Below are 22,047 nucleotides of genomic sequence, written 5' to 3' on the forward strand. Positions count from 1 at the left end.
ACAATGCAGATCCTCAATTGGGCATCATTAACCGACACCGACCGTAAGGCGGCACTCTCTCGCTCCCCCCTGGTTGGTGACGCGAGTCTGGAGCAAGATGTACTCGCTATCGTCAATGAAGTACAGATAGGCAAAGATGCGGCGCTAAAAGATTACAGCCGCAAGTTTGATGGCGTCACGGTCGAACAGTTGAAGCTGTCTGAGGGTGATATCGATGCAGCCTGTGCCCGAGTCGATGAGGAGATAAAACTCGCCGTGAGTCAGGCGATAACCAATATCGATACCTTTCACCAGGCACAGAAGTTTGAACCTGTGAATATCGAGACTCAAAAAGGGATCCGTTGTGAACTGCGCTCAGAGCCTATCGAAAAAGTCGGCTTATACATTCCCGGTGGCAGTGCACCGCTGATATCCACCGTACTCATGTTAGCCTTGCCAGCCAAGATTGCCGGTTGTGAGCAAAGAGTGCTGGTCAGCCCGCCCCCCATAAACGATGCCATCGTCTATGCCGCTAACGCCTGTGGGATAACAGAGATATTACAGGTCGGCGGCGCGCAGGCCATCGCAGCCCTCGCCTTCGGCACCGAGTCGGTTCCCGCCGTCGATAAGATTTTTGGTCCCGGCAACCGTTACGTCACCGAAGCTAAACGTATCGTCTCTCAAGACAGTCGCTGCGTGGTGAGCATAGATATGCCTGCGGGCCCATCTGAAGTGCTATTGATTGCCGATAGCGATGCCAATGCCGAGTTTATTGCGGCCGATCTCCTGTCTCAGGCCGAACACGGCCCGGATTCTCAGGTGATGCTGGTCACAGACTGCTCTGCGCTGGCAGATGAGGTGAATCTGGCACTCGCTCGTCAACTTGAACTCCTGCCCAGAGTTGATATTGCCGAGGTAGCCCTTGAGTCCAGCCGCACGCTGCTGGTCGAAAATATGGAGCAAGCCGCTCAGGTATCAAACCTCTATGGGCCTGAGCACCTTATTATACAAACCCAAAATCCCCGTGAAGTTCTGAAGCAGATCCGCGCCGCAGGCTCAGTCTTCTTAGGGGCTTATACACCAGAATCGGTGGGTGATTACGCCAGTGGCACTAACCACGTGCTGCCGACCTATGGGTATAGCCGCGCGGTATCCAGCCTCTCTCTGGCCGATTTTAGCCGCCGCTTCACCGTGCAGGAGCTTAGCGCCGAGGGATTAATAGGACTCAGCCAAACGGTTATGACGCTCGCCGCGGCCGAGCAGCTCGATGCTCACAAAAACGCGGTCGCCATTCGCATTGCCAGCCTACAGTCAGATGTAGCCGCTCAAGCTAAAGGAGTTTGAGATGACAATAAATACTTCCAGCCAATTAAATCCAGCTCAATTAAATCTGGCACAGCGGTTAGCCAGACCTGAGCTGCTCGAACTTCAGCCCTACCAGTCGGCAAGACGGATCGGTGGGCGCGGCGATATCTGGATCAATGCCAACGAGTCGCCGTTTAATAACAGTCAACTCGATAAACTCAACCGTTACCCCGAGTGCCAGCCACCCGAGCTTATCTCGGCCTACAGCCAATATTCCGGGGTCGCTAGAGACTGCATCATCACAGGGCGCGGCGCCGATGAGGCAATAGAGCTGCTCATTCGCACCTTTTGTGTCCCGGGCATCGATTCCATCGCCTGCTTTGGTCCTACCTATGGCATGTATGCCATCAGCGCCAAGACCTTTAATGTCGGCGTCAATGCATTGAGCCTGACCGATAACTACCAGCTTCCCACAGAGATAGTGGCTCAGGTCAATGATGCCAAGTTGGTATTTATCTGTAACCCAAATAACCCCACAGGCACAGTGATCGACAGGGCCAGCATCGAAACTGTGATTGCCAGCCTGCCGGAACGATTGGTTATCGTCGATGAGGCTTATATCGAGTTTTGTCCCGATTTTTCCGTCGCCGATCTTGTTGAAAAATATGATAACTTAGTCGTACTTCGCACTCTGTCTAAGGCTTTTGCTCTCGCCGGTGCTCGCTGCGGCTTTATGCTGGCTAACCCGCAGATCTGTGAGATGGTCATGCGCGTTATCGCTCCTTACCCGGTTCCCCTGCCGGTATCTGAACTGGCGTGCGCGGCGCTTAGCGATGACGGGATCAAGGTCATGCGTGAACAGGTCGCCAATATGAAGGCCAATGGCGCCCGCTTAAGCGATGCCTTGCGTGATTTCGGGGCTAAGGTGTTACCGGCAAACGGCAACTTTGTGCTGGCCCAGTTTGATGAACCGCAAGCCGTCACGGCCAAGCTGACTCAGGGTGGCGTCGTAGCCAGAACCTATTCAGATCCACGACTGGCAGGCAGCATTCGTTTCAGCTTTAGCAACAATGAAGAGACCGACTATCTCATCGAACAATTGTCTAACTAACTGTTGCAATAACTATCGCGTTATCTATTGCAATAATAAGAAAAAAAGCATTTATCCAAATTGAAGGTAGAGAGTTCATGAAGCAGAAAATATTATTTATCGACCGTGATGGCACCATCATCGAAGAGCCTGTCACCGACAAGCAGGTGGATAGCCTGGCTAAGCTGGTTTTCGAACCCACTGTGATCCCCGCACTGCTGAAATTGCAAAATGCCGGTTATCGCCTGGTCATGGTGAGTAACCAAGATGGTTTAGGCACGCCCTCTTTTCCTAAGGATGACTTCGATGCCCCTCAGGATATGATGATGCAGATCCTAAGCAGCCAGGGCATTATCTTCGATGAAGTGCTTATCTGTCCTCACTTTAACGATGAAAACTGCAGTTGTCGCAAACCAAAACTCGGGCTGGTCAAAGATTACCTGACCCAGGGCAAGGTAGACTTCACTCAATCGGCCGTGATTGGCGATCGCGAAACGGACATGGGACTCGCCGATGCCATGGGCATTCAGGGACTCCAATACGACCCTGAGACCCTCAACTGGAATGCCGTTACCGATATTCTATTGAACCGCAACCGCAGCGCTACTGTGGTAAGAACCACCAAAGAGACCGACATTCGAGTCACTATCGATCTCGACTCACAAGAGAAAGGCAAGATAGTCACCGGCATCGGCTTCTTCGACCACATGCTGGATCAAATCTCGACTCACGGTAACTTCAAGATGGACGTTAAGGTCGACGGCGATCTCGAGATCGACGATCATCACAGCGTCGAAGATACGGCGCTGGCAATTGGCGAAGCAATCAGAGAAGCCCTTGGTGATAAACGCGGTATCGCACGCTTTGGTTTCAGCATTCCCATGGATGAAGCGAGCGCCGAGTGTCTGCTCGACCTGTCGGGTCGCCCCTTCATCAAGTTTGATGGCGAATTTGAACGCGAACTGGTAGGTGAGATGGCCACCGAGATGGTGCCGCACTTCTTCCGCTCCTTCGCCGACGGCCTACGCTGCACCTTGCACCTCAAAACCTTGGGCGATAACGATCACCACAAGGTTGAAAGCCTCTATAAAGTCTTAGGCCGCACCCTGCGTCAGGCTGTTAAGGTTGAGGGTGACCTGCTCCCCTCGAGTAAAGGTGTCTTATGAACCAAGCAGACAATTCGACCGTTATCATAGACACAGGCTGCGCGAATCTAAGCTCGGTGCGCTATGCCTTCGAGCGCATCTGCAGCGATGTCATCGTCAGCGATAATCATGATCTGATTAAGGCCGCAACCCGTGTGGTGCTGCCCGGCGTGGGCACCGCTGGTGCGGCCATGGCCTCGTTGAAAGACAAGAGTCTCGTCGGGTTAATTCAGGGCTTAACCCAACCTGTGCTGGGCGTCTGTTTAGGGATGCAGATGATGACCCAAGTATCGAAAGAGCACGGCGGCCGGGATATCGACTGTGAATGTCTGGGCCTTATCCCAACCGATGTCGAGGAGCTCAACAGTCAGGGGCAACCCTTGCCCCATATGGGCTGGAACCAGATCTCTCCATCGATGCACCCGTTATTTGCAGGCATCCCGGCAGGCAGCTATCTCTACTTCGTTCATAGCTACCGGGTACCACTGAGCGACTACACCATTGCAAGCTGTGAATATGGAGAGACCTTCAGCGCCGCCATCGCCAAAGATAACTTTATGGGCGTACAGTTTCACCCGGAAAAAAGCGCGGCTATCGGGTCAAAAATATTAAGCAACTTCTTAGCGTTAGACAAAGCCAGTCTTGACGCTGCACTTCAGGAGCCGAAGTCATGATAATTCCAGCAATCGATCTCATCGAGGGTCAGGTAGTACGTCTGTATCAGGGCGATTACGCTCAGAAGACTACCTTCGACCTCTCTCCCCTGTCTCAACTCAAATCCTATGAGGCACAAGGCGCCAACTGGCTTCATATTGTCGATCTCACCGGCGCTAAAGATCCCAATGCCCGTCAAACCCGCTTAATCGCTGGGCTGGTTTCCGGCCTGGATGCCAACATTCAGGTGGGTGGTGGTATTCGCACTGAGGCCCAGCTCGCCGAGCTGCTGGAGATCGGTGTGAAGCGTGTGGTTATCGGATCTCTGGCCGTAAAAGAGACCGCCCTGGTACAGAGCTGGTTTAAAAAGTACGGCGCCGATGCCATCTGTCTGGCATTAGATGTGAATATCAACGAGCAGGGCGAGAAGATTGTCGCGGTATCGGGCTGGCAGTCCGGTGGCGGCAAGAGTTTAGAATCTCTCGTCGACGCCTTTAAGCCCTATGGCCTTAAACACGCGTTAGTGACCGATATCAGCCGCGACGGCACGCTGAAAGGCGCCAATACTGACTTGTACCGTGAGATAGCGGCGGCCTATCCGGATATCAACTGGCAAGCCTCGGGCGGTATCGCCACACTCGATGACGTGGCAGCGGTCAGAGATAGCGGCGCCGATGGCATCATCATAGGTAAAGCACTCTTAATCGAAAACTTTACCGTCCGGGAGGCGATCCAATGTTGGCCAAATCCACAATAACGCCATGCTCGAATGTTTCGAACAATGACAATAATAATGACAAACACACCTCTTCAGGAGAAGCTAAATGCTAGCTAAGCGCATCGTTCCCTGTCTGGACGTTAAAGAGGGCAAAGTGGTCAAGGGTGTGCAATTTCGCAATCATGAAATTGTCGGTGATATCGTGCCATTAGCCGCAAGGTACGCCGAAGAGGGCGCCGATGAGCTGGTGTTTTATGATATTACCGCTAGTGCCCATGACAGGGTGATCGACAAATCCTGGGTAAGCCGGGTGGCAGAGCGTATCGATATCCCCTTCTGCGTCGCCGGAGGCATAAAAACCATCGCCCAGGCACGGGAGAAACTCGCCTTCGGTGCCGATAAGATATCGATTAACTCACCAGCGTTGACCGATCCCAGCCTAATTGAACGTCTACAGGATGAGTTCGGCCGCCAGTGTATCGTTATAGGTATCGACTCCTACTTCGATGCACAGAGCAACAGCTACAAGGTAAAGCAATTTACCGGCGATGAGGCGGCGACCAAGGACACCCAGTGGTTCACCCAGGACTGGGTACAGGAAGTGCAAAAGCGTGGCTGCGGTGAGATAGTCCTCAACGTCATGAACCAAGATGGTGTGCGTCAGGGCTACGATCTCAAGCAGCTCTCTATTGTGCGTGAGATCTGTGATGTCCCCCTTATCGCCTCAGGCGGAGCAGGCACCATGGCTCACTTTAAAGATGTATTCGAAATTGCCAGAGTAGATGCTGCCCTTGCCGCCAGCGTGTTCCATAAAGGTATCATCGACATCGGCGAGCTTAAAAACTATCTTTTTGAAAACAGTATCGCCATCAGGCGCTAACCCAAATTATCGGCTCTTCTCTTTATTGATGTTGATGTTGATATTGATATAGGGAAAAGTAACAGGAAACCTGACATGACAGTGACCGCAGAACAATTATCAAGCCAGCTCGACTGGGAAAAACAAGCGGGACTCATTCCAGCCGTGGTACAAAACCACCTCACGGGGAAAGTCCTTATGCTGGGCTACATGGACAGGGCCGCCCTGGCCAAAACCATAGAGACGAAAAGCGTCACCTTCTTCAGCCGCAGCAAGGAGCGGTTGTGGACTAAAGGGGAAACCTCCGGCAACACCCTCGAGCTTATCGCCATCGATAAAGATTGTGACAACGACAGCCTCTTGGTACAGGTTATACCCAATGGCCCTACCTGCCACCTGCAGACCGAAAGTTGCTGGCCGGACGGTAACGCCCATACCTTTATCGATAACCTGTCACACTTAATCGCATCACGTAAAGGTGAAGATCCTGAGTCTAGTTACACCGCTTACCTGTTTGAACGCGGTACTAAGCGTATCGCTCAAAAAGTCGGTGAAGAGGGGCTGGAAACGGCCTTGGCCGCGGCGACCAATGATAAACCTGAATTGATAGATGAAGCGTCCGATCTTATCTATCACCTATTGGTACTGCTCGAAGATCAGGATCTGGAGTTGGCAGACATCACCAGAAACCTACTCAAACGTCATAACAAGGCGAGCCAGAGCTAAGCCTTAAGGGCGAATGTTCGAAGAGCAGTTTCAAGGTTACAGAATAAGAGCACCTCGGGTGCTCTTTTTATATCCTTCATTGAAATAAAACCGTAAAGTTTTAATAAACCACCTGCAAAATAATAAAAAAGGAGTATAAAATGACTTATGAAAAAGTTGTAAACGCGTTACGCAACAGCATTAAGTCAAAAGCTGGAACGAAAAGCTGAAACAAAAGCAGTAACACAGCCGTAAAAGGAATTGGCTTATCATCTCCCTTAAAACAATCTGGCCCTTGCTGCTCACACTCCTCATACTATCCCAGCTATCGAGCAATCAAGCCCAAGCCGAGACACTCACCTACCTTGTCATATCGAATCAAGCCGAGCCCTTCCAGATCGTTAATCAAAAAGTTAATCATACTGAACCTATGCATCAGGGGATAATCAGTGACATCGTATATGCATCTCTTAAAGAGAGCGAAGTAGAGATCACTACACTCGCCTACCCGTTTAAGCGATATATCCTGATGATGGATCCACAACACACACCCAGATGGATAAGCTATGGCTCACCGGCCTGGCAAACGATTCACGGCGAAGAGGCACAAAACAAACGCCTGTCGAAAAATAAATTGTTCGATGTCTCTCATGTGCTTGTCACGAAAGATGATTCGGCATTCCCTGTAAACCGAGTCGATGATCTGTTTGGTAAAACCATCATTACTCTCAAAGGCTTTACCTACCCGGGACTCGACAGATACATCAAGGCTGGCCTGGTGTTCAAGGTTGAGGTTAACAGCCACGAAAACGCGCTCAAGGCGGTAGAAACCGGCCGCGGCATAGGCTTTGTCGCCATGAAAACCCGAGCCCTCTATACCATCAACAGCGCTGGATTAAATCGCAATGAGTTTACCTTAGTCGACTTTGCTAAGGTTATCGCCCCCTATCCGATATATCTCTCATTCAGCGACGCCGTACCCGCACAACTTATCGAAGAAGTGGATCTGCAGGTGTTAAAACTGAAACAAAGCCATCGAATCGATAAGATCATACATTCATACATAGGTGAATAGGGTGAATAGGGTGAATAGGGTGAATATAAAATTGAAAAAATGGCTGTTAAAGATAGGCTGAAAAACAACCTAACAAAGCAATGTTGCGAAACTCATCCCGAAATAGCGACGTTATAACTCAATTCACAGCCAAGTATAAGGATTCATAAATGAACATAAATGCAACGATTGTAGGGCAGGTTGTTTTCATCAACTTCTTAGTTATGATGTATCTAACTTTGAGGTTTGCAAAAGGTAAATCAGATAATTTACCACTCGTAGGATTTTATACATTCCTGCTCAGTTTTCTATTTTTCCCTGCAAGCTGGTTGTATTGTTGGTATTGGTCACGAAAGAGTAAAAAACTAGAAAGAGAATCATAACGGCTTATAAATAAGAATAAAAAAACAGGTTGTTTTATTCGTTTATAAAATTTTAGCAACCAATTACTTGCCCATGTTTAGCGAGTTAATGAGCGCTTAATGTTTGAGTTACCGAGTAATCGGCGGGAACGTGATACCTCTCCAGTATCTCTTGGTATTCTCCGCTTTGCTGTATTCGCTTGAATCCCATATTCAGTTGCAGTGTGAGCTTGTCTCCTTCCGGGTAATCGGGTGAGATCATAATATGAAAGGCGGCGCTACTTTCAGCCTTGGCCGCAACCGCATAAGTACCGATGTAAGACGGTGCAGTTCTTCTAATCAGGTTCCAGCCGACAAGTTCATCGATAAGGGTAAAATCGATACGTTTAATGCGTAACATCTCAATATTTTGCCTATCAGAGGTGACATAAAGCGTCGTCAACTCGGCATCTTTAAAATCTTGTTCATACCAATACCCCCGCACGCCACCGATTTTATATCCCTTGAAATCTGTGAGTGCCTGCCACTCGAATCCATCGGGGAAACGAGATCGGTTATAGAAAAACTTAGGAAAGAAATAGATAATCGGTCCCGAAAACCCGAAAGTCTCGACTCTGGCTTTTGTCTTCAGATAGGGGAACGTAGCAAACGCCTTTCCGGCCTGAACCTCGTGCTCTCCCCTCAACCAAGGTAGAAACTCAAATTCAGGTCGTATATTACTTCCTCTAAAAACGGCGCGAATAATATCGGGAAATATCCCGCTCGCCCTGCCCTCATCGTCGATAACATAAGGCTCATAAGGGCTGGTCACAAAAACCAGCGACGATGAACTGTCAGGCTCACTAACCACAGCCCACACCTTTAGGCCTGGGCAAACTCCCAGATATAAAGTTATGAATAATAAAAGGTACTTAACAGATGTCATCATGCCTCAATGCTCAGCGTGCTGGCGCAAATATCCATAAAATAAAATGATCCCTTTAACTGGTTTTGCCCACGTCCCAATCCCGTCAATTATCAACAAATTATAACTCGCCTGATATCGTTCTACACAGTAAAGATAGTCTGTGAAAAGCGTGAGTGCTACGACTCTGCACCTAATATGAAGATCGCTACTGATAACGTCTGTAAAAATCACCATTTAGACGCATATAAGAACAGACAATTCACCGATTAACATAGTGTTGGAAAATATAAGTTCTGCTACAATTCCCGCCGAAATCATCCAATAAAAAAATAGTACCCTATGAATCTCTCAAATAAAGTTCTAGCAGTTAATGATGATCTTCCTATCCGCACAGATAAGGCCGTTCATTCAGGTAAAGTTCGCAGCGTTTACTGGCTCACAGAGCAAGACAGCGCACGTCTTATTAAAGACAAAGGTTACGACGTCCCAGCCAATACGCCTCTTGCTATCATGGTGATCAGCGACCGGATCTCTGCATTCGATTGTATCTGGCAAGGTGAAGATGGCCTCAACGGTGTTCCCGGTAAAGGTGCGGCGCTAAATGCTATCTCAAACCACTGGTTTAAGCTGTTTAAAGAGAAAGGCTTAGCCGACAGCCATATCCTAGATGTGCCACACCCATTCGTCTGGATAGTCCAAAAAGCGCAACCTGTCATGGTAGAAGCCATTGCAAGACAGTACATCACTGGCTCAATGTGGCGCGCCTACACCAAAGGCGAACGTGAGTTTTGTGGCATCACTCTGCCTGAGGGGTTAGAGAAAGATCAAAAGCTGCCCGAGCTGCTGATCACACCATCGACGAAAGGCGTGCTGACGGGTCTCGAAGGCGTACCGGAAGCGGACGATGTCAACGTATCACGCAGCGATCTCGAACGTCATCTGGAAGGCTTTAACTTCCACAATGCTTCAGATATCGATCTCTACGAAAAGCTACTCAAAGAGGGCTTCGGTGTCATCAGTGATGCACTGGCCGCACAAGATCAGATCTTCATCGATACCAAGTTTGAATTTGGCTACGTCAATGGCGCCGACGGTAAAGAGAAGCTCATCTATATGGATGAAGTGGGCACACCAGACAGCTCACGCATCTGGGATGGCCCGGCTCACCGCGACGGTCAGATAATCGAGAAGTCTAAAGAAGGCTTCAGACAGTGGCTACTCAACCACTTCCCGGACTCGGATATCCTGCTCAACAAGGAGCGTATGCCTGAGCGTTTCGCCCTGGCAGCGGATAATAAGCTACCCCAATCGGTCATGATGGATATCTCTAACACCTATGTGGGCATTGCCGAGAAAGTGATCGGTGAGAAGCTGACTATCAGCGAGAACCCTAAGCAAGAGATCATCGATATTCTGCGCAATGAATATCAGCTGATTGCCGACTAAGCTTGCCTGAACAGAGTCCAGCTTGAGTGCAGTTAAGTAAAGCCAATAAAGTTGAAATGCTCTAAAGCAAAATAAGCCGCAACTTCATGCAAGTGAAATTGCGGCTTATTCCTCTTGCCAAAGAGATTCTGGCTCCCACGTACGCCTCCCCCTTTTAATATCCAGAGTTCCCCAGAAGGATTCTCTAACATACACATAAAAATCCCCAACCTTTCTTTGATCCAATAAAATCTCAGGCCTTATTTCACTGGGTAACCTCTCGCCACGCACTACAAAACGCCAATAATGAGGCCTAAAAGGATCAAATAATTCTCTTTCCCTTCGGATTGCTTCAATCTCGGTATATAGATAATTGTTGCCGTCCAAATATTCTGTCGCCGCAGTAACCACCTTTTGAGGAGGGTAGTATAACCTTGTTCTGATAGGGAAAAGACTCACTACAATCAACATACCGATGAACCCAAAAAACAACATCCACGACCATTTAGCCAACACAAAATGTGATGCAATTAAACCGGATAACACCAACCAGATACCAAAACATATCAAGAGCGGCTTAAGTTCTAATAAAATCGGGAAGAAAGAATTACCTTTATCTGCGGGTGCAGCACAATAAAACAGTGCGGCCCCAAATAACAGCGAGAACAGCACCTCCAATATCCTGAACTTAATCAAACTGAATCCTCCATTGTTTTAATGTGCCAATATTTTCTCTTTTTTGATCGCTGATCTTGAGCGCCCAAACGCCTTTAGCTGTTTCAACTTGTCTTAAGTCTATATGCCAATTCTCATTAGATATATACTTGCCCGGGTTCACCAAATTATAATGCTTACCTGTTGGTGATATTAATTGAACCGCAATATCAGCTAACATTGGATGTGATATCCTAGCTGTGACAGTGATGGTTGTTGAATATATATCAACGGGTACTGTAATGTTCGACGTCACACCATAACCTCTATTATCTGGTATGTTGTATTCAGTATTGTTGGAATATGTTTGTCCGGATAACTCCTCTATAAAAATAGTCACCGACGTGGAAGATGTATTCTGCTGGTTGTCAATGATGGTCGCTGTTATTGTATGTTGGCCAGGTGACAGTAACACATCTTTTTCACCCCCTACGCCTAGCTCTCCATCGATATTCGAACCCCATGAAATTTTATCGCTTAGCTCGCCATCCTCTTCATCCCATGCTTTACCGGTAAGGTGAATTAAAGAACCAAATGTAAAACGTTGTTCATCTACCGGATTCACAATTTCAACACTTGGTGCAGTGTTGACAGTAGGCTGCACCGAAATCATTAGACTGGCTGACGAGGTCAATTTTCCATCTGAAACTATATATATAACCTCAACATTTTCGACAAAATCAAAAGGAGCCGTATATTTTATTTTATTGTTCTCAATTACGGCACTACCATTTGAAGGCTCAGAAATTGAAGTGATAAACAAAAGATCATCATTTGGGTCAACATCATTCAAAAGGACATCGACAATAATACTCCTACCTTGGTACACCTCAGTAGAATCATCTTGGGCTAAAGGAGCTTCATTATTATCAAGGACACTTACAGTCACAAATCCTTCCGACTCCGCACCTGATGGATCGGAAATTAGATAAGTAAATGCATCCTCACCAACAAAATCATCTTTGGGTTGATAGACTATATTGTTCCCAGACAACTCTGTGCTACCGTATTGCCCCTGCTCAAAACTAATTAATTCAATAGATTCATTATCCACATCATAGTCATTTGACAACACATCGATGCTCACACCAACATTTAGCTGTGTAAATGCAACATCCTTAACGGCTGTTGGTGAAGAGTTAACTGTGTCGACAGAGATAAATACAGCAGCTACATCCGAGTTTCCCAAATTGTCGCTAATCGAATAAGTAAACTCATCTGTACCATGAAAATCAGTGTTAGGAATATAGGTGAACTTACCATTTGACAGATTTACTAATCCATTTTCGGGCTGTGAAAAGCTAGCAATGCTTAACGACCCCGTAGACTCGATAGTATCGTTACTCAACACATCAATTTCAACGGATGTGTTAATAAACAATTTCACTGTGTCGTCATTAGCGATGACGAGTGGTTCATCATTTAAAACGGTTAAGTGCACTAGGGCAGTCGAAAGGTTTCCCTGAACGTCTTGGATAGTATAGCTAAAACCCTCATCTCCAATGAAGTCAGTCTCCGGTGTGTAGATCAGCTCATCTCCTAAACCTCTGACGACTGAACCGTTGAAAGGCTGGGTGAAACGGACGATGCTGTAACTATCGCCCTCTACGTCGTAATCATTACTAAGAACATTGATAGCTAGTGAAGTATTCTTTGGTACCTCAACATTATCATTAACGGCTACAGCAGGATTATTTTCGAGAACAAAGGTAATCGTAACAATAGCAGTCGCACTCCCTCCTTTACCGTCCGTAATAGAATAGGCGAACGAATCAGTGCCATTGGCATCAATATTGGCATTATAGGTAATGAGTTTATCAGTAACATCTATTGTCCCTTTAGCGGGTAAGGAGTAAACGCTTATTCTCAGAGAATCATTGTCCAAATCCGAATCATTCTGCAATACATCTAGTGTGGATTGGGTGCCTGGTGTTAATGAATAGCTATCATTCATCGCAATAGGATCATCATTAATAAGATTTCCAACCTCAATAGATACCTGCGAAGTCGCCGATCCACCTTTAGTCACATTAGTAGCTACATCAAAGTCCATAATTGTATATGTAAAGCTATCAGCACCAACATAGCCCTGAACTGGTGTATACCCCAATTGATTACCATAATTGGTAATGGTTCCATGCATCGCCTCAGAGTAAGATGAAATATATAATCCGTCTCCATCTATGTCTAAATCATTGTCCAAGACTTTAAAATAGGTCGTGATGCCTTCAGGAACATGATAAGCATCTGCATTCGCGACGGGTTCATGGTTGGGTTTCACTAATACGCGTACCGTACCTAGTGCTGAACCGCCCTTCCAAATATTATTTTTTGGATGAAGGTCAATTAGCTCATATTGGAAAACATCTTCACCTTCAAAATCTATCGTTGGTGTATATTGAATGGCATTACCCACTACTTCAGCGACCCCATGTTGAGCGGAAGTGACTGAATTGACCTTGAGCAGATCACCGTCATCATCAAGGTCATTTTGAGCAACATTTATGTACATCGCCTTTCCAAGAGAAGTAACTTCATCGTCTACTGCAACCGGAATCGCATTGTCAGCCGCTGAGCAACCTGAAAAATCCCAACACGAATATGACAAACTGGTGGCCACATTCTTTTTCGATATGACATTGCCCCCCTTTATCAGGGGGTACATCAATAAATTTTTTATCTTTAATGCTGTATTTGATTGTAGTTTTGAAAAATCAGATGCTGGGATAGAAAATGTTACAGTGTTAATCCCTTGGCTTAAATCAATGCTTGGTTCTCCGTAGGCACCGACATGTTCACCGCTCACCGTAGTGACTATTGTAGAGTATCCAAATTTTTCAGCCGGCAGTGAATCAACATCGAAGGACACGTCTATCATATCAATGAAACGATTATCTGCGCTGTCGATGTGGTCGAAAGTCACATTGCCTAGATAGAGTAAATCATCACGTTCCCAAGAGTCATTATCATAAAATGCGGTATTAGCTAGCGAACCACTCCATTGAATATACTGGTCACCATATTCGATTGCCAAATTTTTAATTTTAAACTCTCCAGAGTAATTAAAGCTCCGAATTTTTTTTCCATCAATTTTGGCATAAATTTTCTTTTCTGACGCATCAATACTGCCGTAATGAACTAAATTACCTTCATCACCAAGCCCCAACGTAACGCTATAAGTAAAACGGCCGGTAGCTGGAAACTCTCCCCCTGTTTCAAAGTTTAAAATCAACGCATCACTATATCCATCACCATCTTTATCTGACACATCTTCAGAATATGTGTCGGTGATGTAGATATTTTCAATATTCACTTTGAACCTAGATGAAAGGCTAGCCTCAAATTTCTCTCCATTTCTATTGATTCCTGTAATATGCACAGACAAATTATATATACCCGTGGATAAAGGTTTAAATAACGTCGAGTACAAACCATCATTCGCCGAATAGTCCGAGGCAGTACCGTCATCATGAGTTGTCACTTGCTGAAGGATAACTCCATCCTTCGATATCTCAATAGTCACCCTTCCTTGAGTATGGGGCAATCCACTTTCAGCTAAAAAAACTGAAATCGGCATAAAGCGGTTAACCATTGTATTAACTGAAGACTCGCCTATCGTTAAATGAAACAATATATTCGAATCATTAACCTGAACGCTTACCGGTATTTTGGGGTGTGCGGATGTGGTCAAGCCTTTTATGGTATATTGACCCGCCTTGGCATCTGTTATTTCAACAATCCAACTGTTGGTTAACGCGATAAAATGCTCTTCACTGGTTACCGGTGCGAACTCTATTATATCGACACCATATAAAGCAGCATTATTTTCAGTGATCACTTCATTATCAGGGCTAATAAGGCTAATAGCGCTGGTTTGAAAGCCCTCAACATTGGGAATGATCACAGTAATGCTTTCGCTTTTAGGTACATCAAATGAGGTACTGAACTCGCCATTTAGCACCGTCGCGTCTTTGTTTATACGCAACTGTTGCAACGGCGTCGCGGCCTCAGATAGGAAAGGCAATAAAAGTAATATTGCTACTAATATATATTTAGTTATTTTCATTGCCAACACTCCATTTCAGCATTCCAGTTAACACCTCCTCTCTGACTATGTCTTGCGCCCCTGTCCAAATGTCCCCATAAGGATTTGCACGAAGCACAGTGTTATGATTACCAATGGTTGCAACGGTTTTTGTTGCATCCATTGGGATGGCACTTTTTAAGCTTACTAGGGAGTCATTAAATTGCGGCTCATCATTAACCACAGAGGTGAACACAGGTATTGTTAGGGGAGGATTTTGTTGAGGCCAATACAGATCGGCATATTCTTCCTCAACAATGTATTCTTTTACGTCCCTAATCTTTAGAAAAGTTTTCGTCGCCAGTATTCTTGAAGGAAGTTGATTGTGCAGATTTTCCACCCAGTCAACTTTACCATCCTTATCAGCATCTATGTTTGCGCCGATGGCGAGGTATTTTATTCCTTTGGGTATTTGATGGCGTCTAGTAAATTCTGTCGCCGTATCCGTTTTTAAGTCACAAATGTCTGTAAGAATGGCTTTAGTTGCTATATTTATAAATTCATGGAATATTTGGTTATAATCGATTGCATCCGCAACCACGGTGCCATAATGAGGAGTGCTATGAGTAACGAGTGAATTAACAGCCAAGGCATTTTTCACAACACTGTTATCCATCAACCCCACGGAAACAGATAAAGGCTCGGCATTAATATTCTTGATAAACCATCTTGAATCAAGCCCGCCTTTAGAGTGGGCTATCAAATTAAATTCGTTGGTTTTCAATGTCTCCGAAAATTCAACCGCTACACTCCTAACGTTTCGTCCATGCTCAATAAAAGATGGAGTTCCCCCATCGATGCAGCTATCAATCTGAGCAGAGAGGTCATGAGAGGCTATTTGGTATGGAATACCTAACTTATCCATTAACCCTATGTAATTACTTTGAGCACTTGTCATAACGTCAGGACTACCGCCAAGTCCGACAATCAATAGTACCGGGTCTACGACTTCATACTCCAGAGTGACATAATCAATTTCAACCGCCCATTTCTGACAGCCAATTTTTCCAGAGCTGAGCTCCACAAATTCATTGCCAGCATCAATTCTTATCTGTACTACGTTTTCACTAACTTCACCTTGAGAGGTAGGGAGGTTTAGTTTAGAAATGTCCAGTTCGAATCTATTTTGTACCCATAACTCATTAGATCCTGACAACACTCCAATTTTTTCTCCGTTAAAATACACCTCATCGACTTCGGGAGTTAACTGATCAGGCTCACCGTCATAATCGCAGTCTTCCAAAGCTGATTCGTTGTCAACATCGAACACTGGCATTGATATTACGAACTTCTCTGATATCAACTTATTCTCTTTTAGCTTGGTTATATCCCCAACATAACGATCTATTTTCAAACTAAATTGATAATCAAATATCTTTGAGTCATCTCGCTTAAGGTAAACATCATTGTCTTGGCCTTTATCCGAGACGACAAAAGTATTTGAAGGAATATTATTTTTGTCAAAACTAAATGGCGATTTTCCAACATGTGAAGGAAAATCGGCGTTTGCAAGTACATAGGCAGGAAACAAAATGGCAGTTAACAGGGCTGTTATTCTAAGCATAAATACATCCTTGTATTATTGTGGCTAGATTTCAGCCTAGGTCTTAGTTGATTCATTGTCAATTCACAAAGCCTAATGTACACATAATATCAGTTCCCCCCCACTCAGATATCGATCTCTACAGGAAACTACTCAAAGAGGGCTTCAGACAGTGGCTACTCAACCATTTCCCGGACTCGGATATCCTGCTTAACAAAGAGCGTATGCCTGAGCGTTTCGCACTGGCAGCCGATAATAAGCTACCGCAATCGGTCATGCTGGATACCTCAGCCACTTATGTGGGTATTGCCGAGAAAGTGATTGGTGAGAAGCTGGCTATCAGCGAGAACCCTAAGCAAGAGATCATCGATATTCTACGCAATGAATATCAGCTGATTGCCGACTAAGCTTGCCTGAACAGAGTCCAGCTCTGGTGGAGTTAAGTAGAGCAAGTAAAGTTGAAGTGTTCTAAAGCAAAATAATGATAATAAGCCGCAGCGTCATGCAAATGAAGCTGCGGCTTTTTTCTTACCAAAGAGATTCTGGATCGTAGGTGAACCTCCTCCCTTTTAAGTCCCTTTTTAATATCGAGAGTCACCCAAAGTTAGCGAGTCTTCGAATGAAGACTGATTACATTTTCTATGTAGATTGTTGGTACAGGCAAGTTTGTTGAAGGTTGTACCTTCATTGTTATTTATCGCTTCCCTGCGTAGGGATGTGCATCTACACCTGGTTATTTATTTCTTCGAATAAAAGTTTCGAAGTTTGCTCCGATACCTATACGTCTTGGAACTTATGTGTAAATGCCGAAAATGTGGGGGGCATTTTCGGCATTATTTATATGCTTACAATTGCATGTTAACGTGTCGATTCACTTAGAGCGTGTATCTGATACCTACGGCTACACCATCATCTTCCGAGAGAGACATTTTCGCCTCGATATCCTTGTCATCACTGGTAAAATCACTGTAATCTTTACGTGCTTCTACATACAGCACTGTGTTCACATCCCAAACATAGTGCAGGCCTGCAACGATGAACTGACGCTTAAATACGTCGTTTGGATCGGCACTGTTTGGCTGAATAACGTAATCGCTACCCGCGTCTAAGACGTTATAGGAGATAAATGGACGCAGACCATTATCAAACTTATATGAGAACAGAGATTCGATACCATAAGAGTCTTTAATTAGACGGCCTAGGTTATCGGTATCGTGATTTTCATTTTTGTTGAAGTTAGCTGCTGCATAGAAGCCCTCACTATCGAAGCCTCCCCAGGTGGCTCCGACGCCGTAAATAAGATCGGTTGCAGTTATCATTTCACCAGTATTAAAAGCCACTTCAAACTCACCGCGGTTAACACCAGTGGTTAACGTGAGCTTATCTGTAGCCAGATAAGTAATAGAGCCACCGTAAGTGTAATCATAATGGACCTCTTGTGACTCTTCGTTAGCCTTCCAACGTTCTTCACAATCAGTGCCGAGATCTTGTGCTTCTTCACAGGTATAAAAAATATCGTGTTTCAGCTGAGCTTGAAGTGCGAAGCTCACATCACCGAAATTGTTACGGTATTGAACCACCTTATCACCGCGACCTGTGCCATTGATCGCACCATCGGCCTTGTTATAGGTATACACACCTGCGGCGTTGCCGTCCCATACGAAGCCATAGTTAGTGTTATAAACAACGTCGTACCAAGCGCCCCACTGCTTACCTATGCTTAAGGTACCGTACGTATCATGGCCAATACCGACATACCCGAGGCGGTTATTTAAAAAATCTCCGCTCTTAGACTCGAAGTTACTCTCACTGCTATAAACTATTTCACTGTTACCGAATGGGTTAACGCCCCACTCCAGCTTAGTGAACGCTTTCCACCCATCACTCATTTCACGGGTGAAACCTAAGTTAATCCGTGACGCGCCGTTAACGACTTCAGTCGCGGCTTGGGTATTGATGACACGTGCGTCCATGAAGCCACCTATCTCCACTGTGTTCTTGTCATCTTTATAGATTTCGACTGCCGCAACTGATGGGGCAAATATTACGGCAGCTAAAGCCGTTGCTAGTAAATTGTATTTCATCTAGTGTTAAACCTTCTATGGCCTGTTTCCCTACTACTAGTGAGACTAGCAAAGTATTAACAAATCACCAGAAAGCGTTAACCTTTAAGGCTTTATTTCTAATATTAACTTCAACTTCAACCGAATAAGGCTCCATCACCTTAGAATGAAGCTGGTTGCATTTCTATTTTGGTTCAATTTTAACTTTGTATTTGGATGGGTACATATATGCCGAACTTGCCCTTAGATAGCATAATCCGTGTGGGCTCTACCGAAGCTCGCAGCCGCATCTTCATATCTATCTAACGCCTGCCCGGCGGGGGATGTGCAGATACTTCAGCGAAACGCCGCAAGCACAGTCCCTGTGGGCTCGACGATGGCATCCATGCCATCAACGTCCGCAGCCGCATCTGCACTGGGTTAATTTATCTCTTCGATTGAGGTTCATTTGGTTAAGCTGCTAACAAGGAAATGCCCCAAGGTGAGATACAGGCGGTAAGCAGCACAGGCAAATAACCAGTCAGTTGGCCTACCTTTACTAATCCATAAATGGCACTAACTGATTGCTTTCGGAAAGACCTTTGTATCAATGCGCACTTTTCGATTGAGTGTGCTCGTTCTTTCAGCACCACTCTGGTAGAGTGCTTATTAATCAATAGCTTTGCTAAAGCGAGGCTTAAATAATAGGTTTATTAAATGTGCATGCGCGTTTTGCCAGATATACGCGCAACGCATAAATACTAAGACGTTATGTGTCTGGGAGATATGGGCATGTTTGAAATCATTATGTTGGCGTATTTGCCCATTGGCACATTTTTCTTGAACAAGTGGCGAAAACGTATTTACTCATCAAATGGTGAGCGAAGAGGTCTATATCTATTAGTCTCAAGTGCTATGGCTGCTTTGCCATTTATTTACGTTAGTAGTATTCAAGTAGAGGCTTCAGCTTTAGGTGTTGTACTTGTAGGTATTGGCTTGTTCTGGTTTGCTATTGTAGGTTCTCGCAGCTCAGCCACATAACAATCTAATAAATAAGGATAAAAAACAGTTGCTGTTTTCGCTCCTCAACATTTTAGCCAACAATTTTTTGGCCATTATTAGGGCGTAAGCAGTCCAATGAAGAAACTATTACTATCAACATCTGTATTTATATCGGCGATTATTTTGATCGGAGCCAGCGTTATCTTCTATATGGATCGCGATCAAGATCTAAATTTCAGTAGGAATTTGCCTAGTACATTGGAAATTTGCGGTAAGAATATAGCTGAAAAAGACCCACAATATATTGCACTTTCCAGGTGGTTGCAGGCAAATAACACAGAGTGGAATTCGATATTAGTTTCATTTGCCCCAACGTATGTTTATCGCGGGGAAAATATCACAATAAACGTAAATCCTGACGCTGTTATTGTAAATTACAATGTAGACGGGGAGTGGGAACAAGTTAGACGTTTAGCAAACACAGAAAGTATTTTTGGTACTTGTATGTAAGGCTGCTAACAAGCCTCTAAATTAAGATTCACCAAGGCTGTCATGCCATTTGCTGAGCAAATCGCCCGCCAGCCATGGTTCACTTATTAGAGGGGCGTTACATGCTTTAGGAGAAATCGTGCGTAGCTCAAAGGAAGTATGCTTAAAGTTTGATGTCACTCCTTATCCAATTGATGGTGGTGAAAAGCTTGGCATCGCAATTGAAACAATTGGTAAACTTCCAATAAATGGGATGAGACTTGAACCTGAGAATGGGACATGTGGCTGGTTTATTTGGTGTGGAGAAGAGTTTTCTGAAGATGATGATTTCTTTAAACCTCTTCATGTAAACCATATCGGGAATTACTTGCCAGAGATAGAGCCATATTTATCTTTGCCACCAGGGTTCCGCTTTTTAATTGCTGGTGAGTACGAGGACGTATGGCATGATCCTGAGCTTGGCAGCATGTAACAAGGAACGTATGAGATTATCCATCGGTTGTTCTAACAATGAACAGGTAGAGGTCTTTGTAAACCAATATCAGCACTCGGCAACTGGTGAGCCTTTTGATGATAATTGGCTTCTTTGTTCTGTAAGTGTTTCATTCGGTAGTTTTAGTGGTCAATTTTCTGCTAGTTTCCAAACCTACGACTTCATAAAGTTTTCTAAAGAATTAAAAAATCTCTATGCTTGCCTAAAAGGGACTGCGACATTTGAACCTCTTGAAGGTCAACTTGAAATCAAGCTAACTGGTAATGGAAGTGGTGGAATTGAATTAGTCGGTAGTTGTATGGACACTGTAGGTGTCGGTAATGAACTTAATTTTTCTGCTGGGCTTGATCAAACATATCTTCAATCTATTATCTCTGAGCTAGATGAGGTGATAGAGAATTTTCCAGTACGAGCTTTATAACAAGCCTCTAAATCAAGATGCACCAAGGCTGTCATGCCATTTGCTGAGCCAATCGCCCGCCAGCACATGGTTCACTTATTAGAGGGGCGTTAGAAATCAAAGCACCAAAGGATATTGTGCATGACTCAAGAAATTCTTAGTAGTATCGGACTTCTTTTAGATTTAGTTGGCGCCATAATGATTGGCTTTGAAGTTCTTAAGAAGTATAGCGGTGAGAAGTATCAGCAAGCTGCTGGGCTAGGAATTGACGAAAATGGTTATATACAAAACCAAAGTGACGTTCAGCCTACTGCTGACTTTGCCAAGTGGGAAAAAGAGCGAGAGTTTTACATGAAAGTTGGTCTTTTTATTCTGGCCACGGGATTTATCATCCAAATTGTTGCGAACTGGGTATAATTTCTAAAAATCAAAGTACCGGAACAAATACTCGCTATTCTCTCGCATTTGTCCGGTACTTTTGGCGTTACGGTACATCGAATTGCCATACTTTCCTTAATGCCAATAATCATTTTCAGAGCTTATGCTCTAACGCATTTCTGTCCGTGCGACCTGAAGTCGTATGAAGCGCTGTTCACCGCGATAAGAGTGAACCATCTGTATCACCAGATGACCCTAAGACTCTGAATAAAGCAGCGAGTCTGACAATGTAACGAAGTCCATTGGACGGGAACAGAATCGTGAGAGGATGTTCCTCCTGATAACCACAATCGGGTAAGTGCTAGGGTGTCAGTATGATGAACGTAAGTGAATCCATGTAAGGTGCGTTATATGCGAAACAGCGGAAGTGGTTTATACGCTGTGGCCAAAAGGCAACGAGAGTTGGAAAGAAATTGGACAGTATTCTTTCGTGATCAAATAACTCTCCGCACTATAGTGGGCATCTAACCTGACGTTGCGCGACATACGGAACAGGGTAAGCCTGTATTGCTCCCTTTGGGAAAGCGGTCTGCGAAGGCTGCCGATAGTAATGCAGGTAAAGGAGGCTAGAAAAAGCGAAGGCCGCATTGTAATGATGCGGATACAGGTTGTTATCTGGCGCGAAAGCGAGCTGACTTC

General features: G+C 45.1%; 20 protein-coding genes and 1 pseudogene. 16 read left to right on the top strand and 5 right to left on the bottom strand.

Annotation, left to right across the window (positions count from 1 at the left end; translation table 11 throughout):
• Window positions 1-3 precede the first annotated feature (3 nt).
• From hisD to SSED_RS13390, 9 genes are all read left to right on the top strand, one after another.
• Window positions 4-1,323 carry a histidinol dehydrogenase gene (gene hisD, locus SSED_RS13350; protein WP_012142882.1) on the top strand — a complete coding sequence of 440 codons (1,320 nt, stop codon included), beginning with the start codon at window positions 4-6 and terminating at the stop codon, window positions 1,321-1,323.
• A 1-nt stretch (window position 1,324) separates the two neighbouring features.
• Window positions 1,325-2,395: a histidinol-phosphate transaminase gene (hisC, locus tag SSED_RS13355; protein WP_012142883.1), complete on the top strand. Its 1,071-nt coding sequence runs from the start codon at window positions 1,325-1,327 to the stop codon at window positions 2,393-2,395.
• A gap of 77 nt (window positions 2,396-2,472) precedes the next feature.
• Window positions 2,473-3,540 (top strand): bifunctional histidinol-phosphatase/imidazoleglycerol-phosphate dehydratase HisB, encoded by a 1,068-nt coding sequence (gene hisB / locus SSED_RS13360; RefSeq protein WP_012142884.1) that lies wholly within the window; start codon window positions 2,473-2,475, stop codon window positions 3,538-3,540.
• A complete protein-coding gene (gene hisH, locus SSED_RS13365; protein WP_012142885.1) occupies window positions 3,537-4,193 on the top strand; it encodes an imidazole glycerol phosphate synthase subunit HisH in 657 nt (218 codons plus the stop codon). Before hisB ends, hisH begins: the two co-directional genes overlap by 4 nt.
• On the top strand, window positions 4,190-4,930 hold the full coding sequence (hisA, locus tag SSED_RS13370) for a 1-(5-phosphoribosyl)-5-[(5-phosphoribosylamino)methylideneamino]imidazole-4-carboxamide isomerase (RefSeq protein ID WP_012142886.1): 741 nt from the start codon (window positions 4,190-4,192) through the stop codon (window positions 4,928-4,930). The genes hisH and hisA overlap by 4 nt, the downstream gene beginning before the upstream one ends.
• Before the next feature lie 67 nt (window positions 4,931-4,997).
• Entirely contained in the window at window positions 4,998-5,771 is a 774-nt protein-coding gene (gene hisF, locus SSED_RS13375; protein ID WP_012142887.1) for an imidazole glycerol phosphate synthase subunit HisF, read from the top strand.
• 75 nt (window positions 5,772-5,846) lie between these two features.
• Window positions 5,847-6,476: a bifunctional phosphoribosyl-AMP cyclohydrolase/phosphoribosyl-ATP diphosphatase HisIE gene (gene hisIE, locus SSED_RS13380; protein WP_012142888.1), complete on the top strand. Its 630-nt coding sequence runs from the start codon at window positions 5,847-5,849 to the stop codon at window positions 6,474-6,476.
• A 274-nt stretch (window positions 6,477-6,750) separates the two neighbouring features.
• A complete protein-coding gene (locus tag SSED_RS13385) occupies window positions 6,751-7,530 on the top strand; it encodes a substrate-binding periplasmic protein (RefSeq protein ID WP_012142889.1) in 780 nt (259 codons plus the stop codon).
• A gap of 149 nt (window positions 7,531-7,679) precedes the next feature.
• Window positions 7,680-7,892 (top strand): hypothetical protein, encoded by a 213-nt coding sequence (locus SSED_RS13390; protein ID WP_012142890.1) that lies wholly within the window; start codon window positions 7,680-7,682, stop codon window positions 7,890-7,892.
• A gap of 85 nt (window positions 7,893-7,977) precedes the next feature.
• On the opposite strand, the gene SSED_RS13395 is transcribed toward SSED_RS13390, so the two are convergent.
• Window positions 7,978-8,721 carry a substrate-binding periplasmic protein gene (locus SSED_RS13395; RefSeq protein WP_223295917.1) on the bottom strand — a complete coding sequence of 248 codons (744 nt, stop codon included), beginning with the start codon at window positions 8,719-8,721 and terminating at the stop codon, window positions 7,978-7,980.
• Between the two features lie 396 nt (window positions 8,722-9,117).
• Here SSED_RS13395 and SSED_RS13400 point away from each other — a divergent pair, with 396 nt between their 5' ends.
• Entirely contained in the window at window positions 9,118-10,224 is a 1,107-nt protein-coding gene (locus SSED_RS13400; protein WP_012142892.1) for a phosphoribosylaminoimidazolesuccinocarboxamide synthase, read from the top strand.
• A 105-nt stretch (window positions 10,225-10,329) separates the two neighbouring features.
• On the opposite strand, the gene SSED_RS13405 is transcribed toward SSED_RS13400, so the two are convergent.
• The 3 genes from SSED_RS13405 to SSED_RS13415 are packed head-to-tail and all read right to left on the bottom strand — an operon-like array spanning window position 10,330 to window position 16,565.
• Window positions 10,330-10,899, bottom strand: a complete 570-nt coding sequence (locus SSED_RS13405) for a hypothetical protein (protein ID WP_012142893.1) — start codon at window positions 10,897-10,899, stop codon at window positions 10,330-10,332.
• Entirely contained in the window at window positions 10,892-14,983 is a 4,092-nt protein-coding gene (locus SSED_RS13410) for an Ig-like domain-containing protein (protein ID WP_012142894.1), read from the bottom strand. The genes SSED_RS13405 and SSED_RS13410 overlap by 8 nt, the downstream gene beginning before the upstream one ends.
• Entirely contained in the window at window positions 14,970-16,565 is a 1,596-nt protein-coding gene (locus SSED_RS13415; RefSeq protein WP_012142895.1) for a lipase family protein, read from the bottom strand. Before SSED_RS13415 ends, SSED_RS13410 begins: the two co-directional genes overlap by 14 nt.
• Before the next feature lie 134 nt (window positions 16,566-16,699).
• Here SSED_RS13415 and SSED_RS13420 point away from each other — a divergent pair.
• Window positions 16,700-16,951 (top strand): annotated as a pseudogene (locus SSED_RS13420) (phosphoribosylaminoimidazolesuccinocarboxamide synthase); the annotation flags it as partial.
• A 468-nt stretch (window positions 16,952-17,419) separates the two neighbouring features.
• Here SSED_RS13420 and SSED_RS13425 read toward each other — a convergent pair.
• The gene (locus tag SSED_RS13425; RefSeq protein ID WP_012142897.1) at window positions 17,420-18,628 is read right to left on the bottom strand and encodes a porin; all 1,209 of its coding nucleotides are present in this window, start codon (window positions 18,626-18,628) and stop codon (window positions 17,420-17,422) included.
• Window positions 18,629-19,378: 750 nt separating this feature from the next.
• Here SSED_RS13425 and SSED_RS13430 point away from each other — a divergent pair.
• From SSED_RS13430 to SSED_RS13450, 5 genes are all read left to right on the top strand, one after another.
• The gene (locus tag SSED_RS13430; RefSeq protein WP_041421692.1) at window positions 19,379-19,627 is read left to right on the top strand and encodes a hypothetical protein; all 249 of its coding nucleotides are present in this window, start codon (window positions 19,379-19,381) and stop codon (window positions 19,625-19,627) included.
• A 96-nt stretch (window positions 19,628-19,723) separates the two neighbouring features.
• On the top strand, window positions 19,724-20,098 hold the full coding sequence (locus SSED_RS13435; RefSeq protein ID WP_041421693.1) for a hypothetical protein: 375 nt from the start codon (window positions 19,724-19,726) through the stop codon (window positions 20,096-20,098).
• Between the two features lie 118 nt (window positions 20,099-20,216).
• The gene (locus tag SSED_RS13440) at window positions 20,217-20,549 is read left to right on the top strand and encodes an immunity protein Imm33 domain-containing protein (protein ID WP_012142898.1); all 333 of its coding nucleotides are present in this window, start codon (window positions 20,217-20,219) and stop codon (window positions 20,547-20,549) included.
• A gap of 10 nt (window positions 20,550-20,559) precedes the next feature.
• Window positions 20,560-20,991, top strand: coding sequence for a WapI family immunity protein (locus tag SSED_RS13445; protein WP_150104339.1), 432 nt, complete (start codon window positions 20,560-20,562; stop codon window positions 20,989-20,991).
• Between the two features lie 120 nt (window positions 20,992-21,111).
• A complete protein-coding gene (locus SSED_RS13450) occupies window positions 21,112-21,387 on the top strand; it encodes a hypothetical protein (protein WP_012142900.1) in 276 nt (91 codons plus the stop codon).
• Window positions 21,388-22,047: the final 660 nt, after the last annotated feature.

Source organism: Shewanella sediminis HAW-EB3 (assembly GCF_000018025.1).
Lineage (GTDB): Bacteria > Pseudomonadota > Gammaproteobacteria > Enterobacterales > Shewanellaceae > Shewanella > Shewanella sediminis.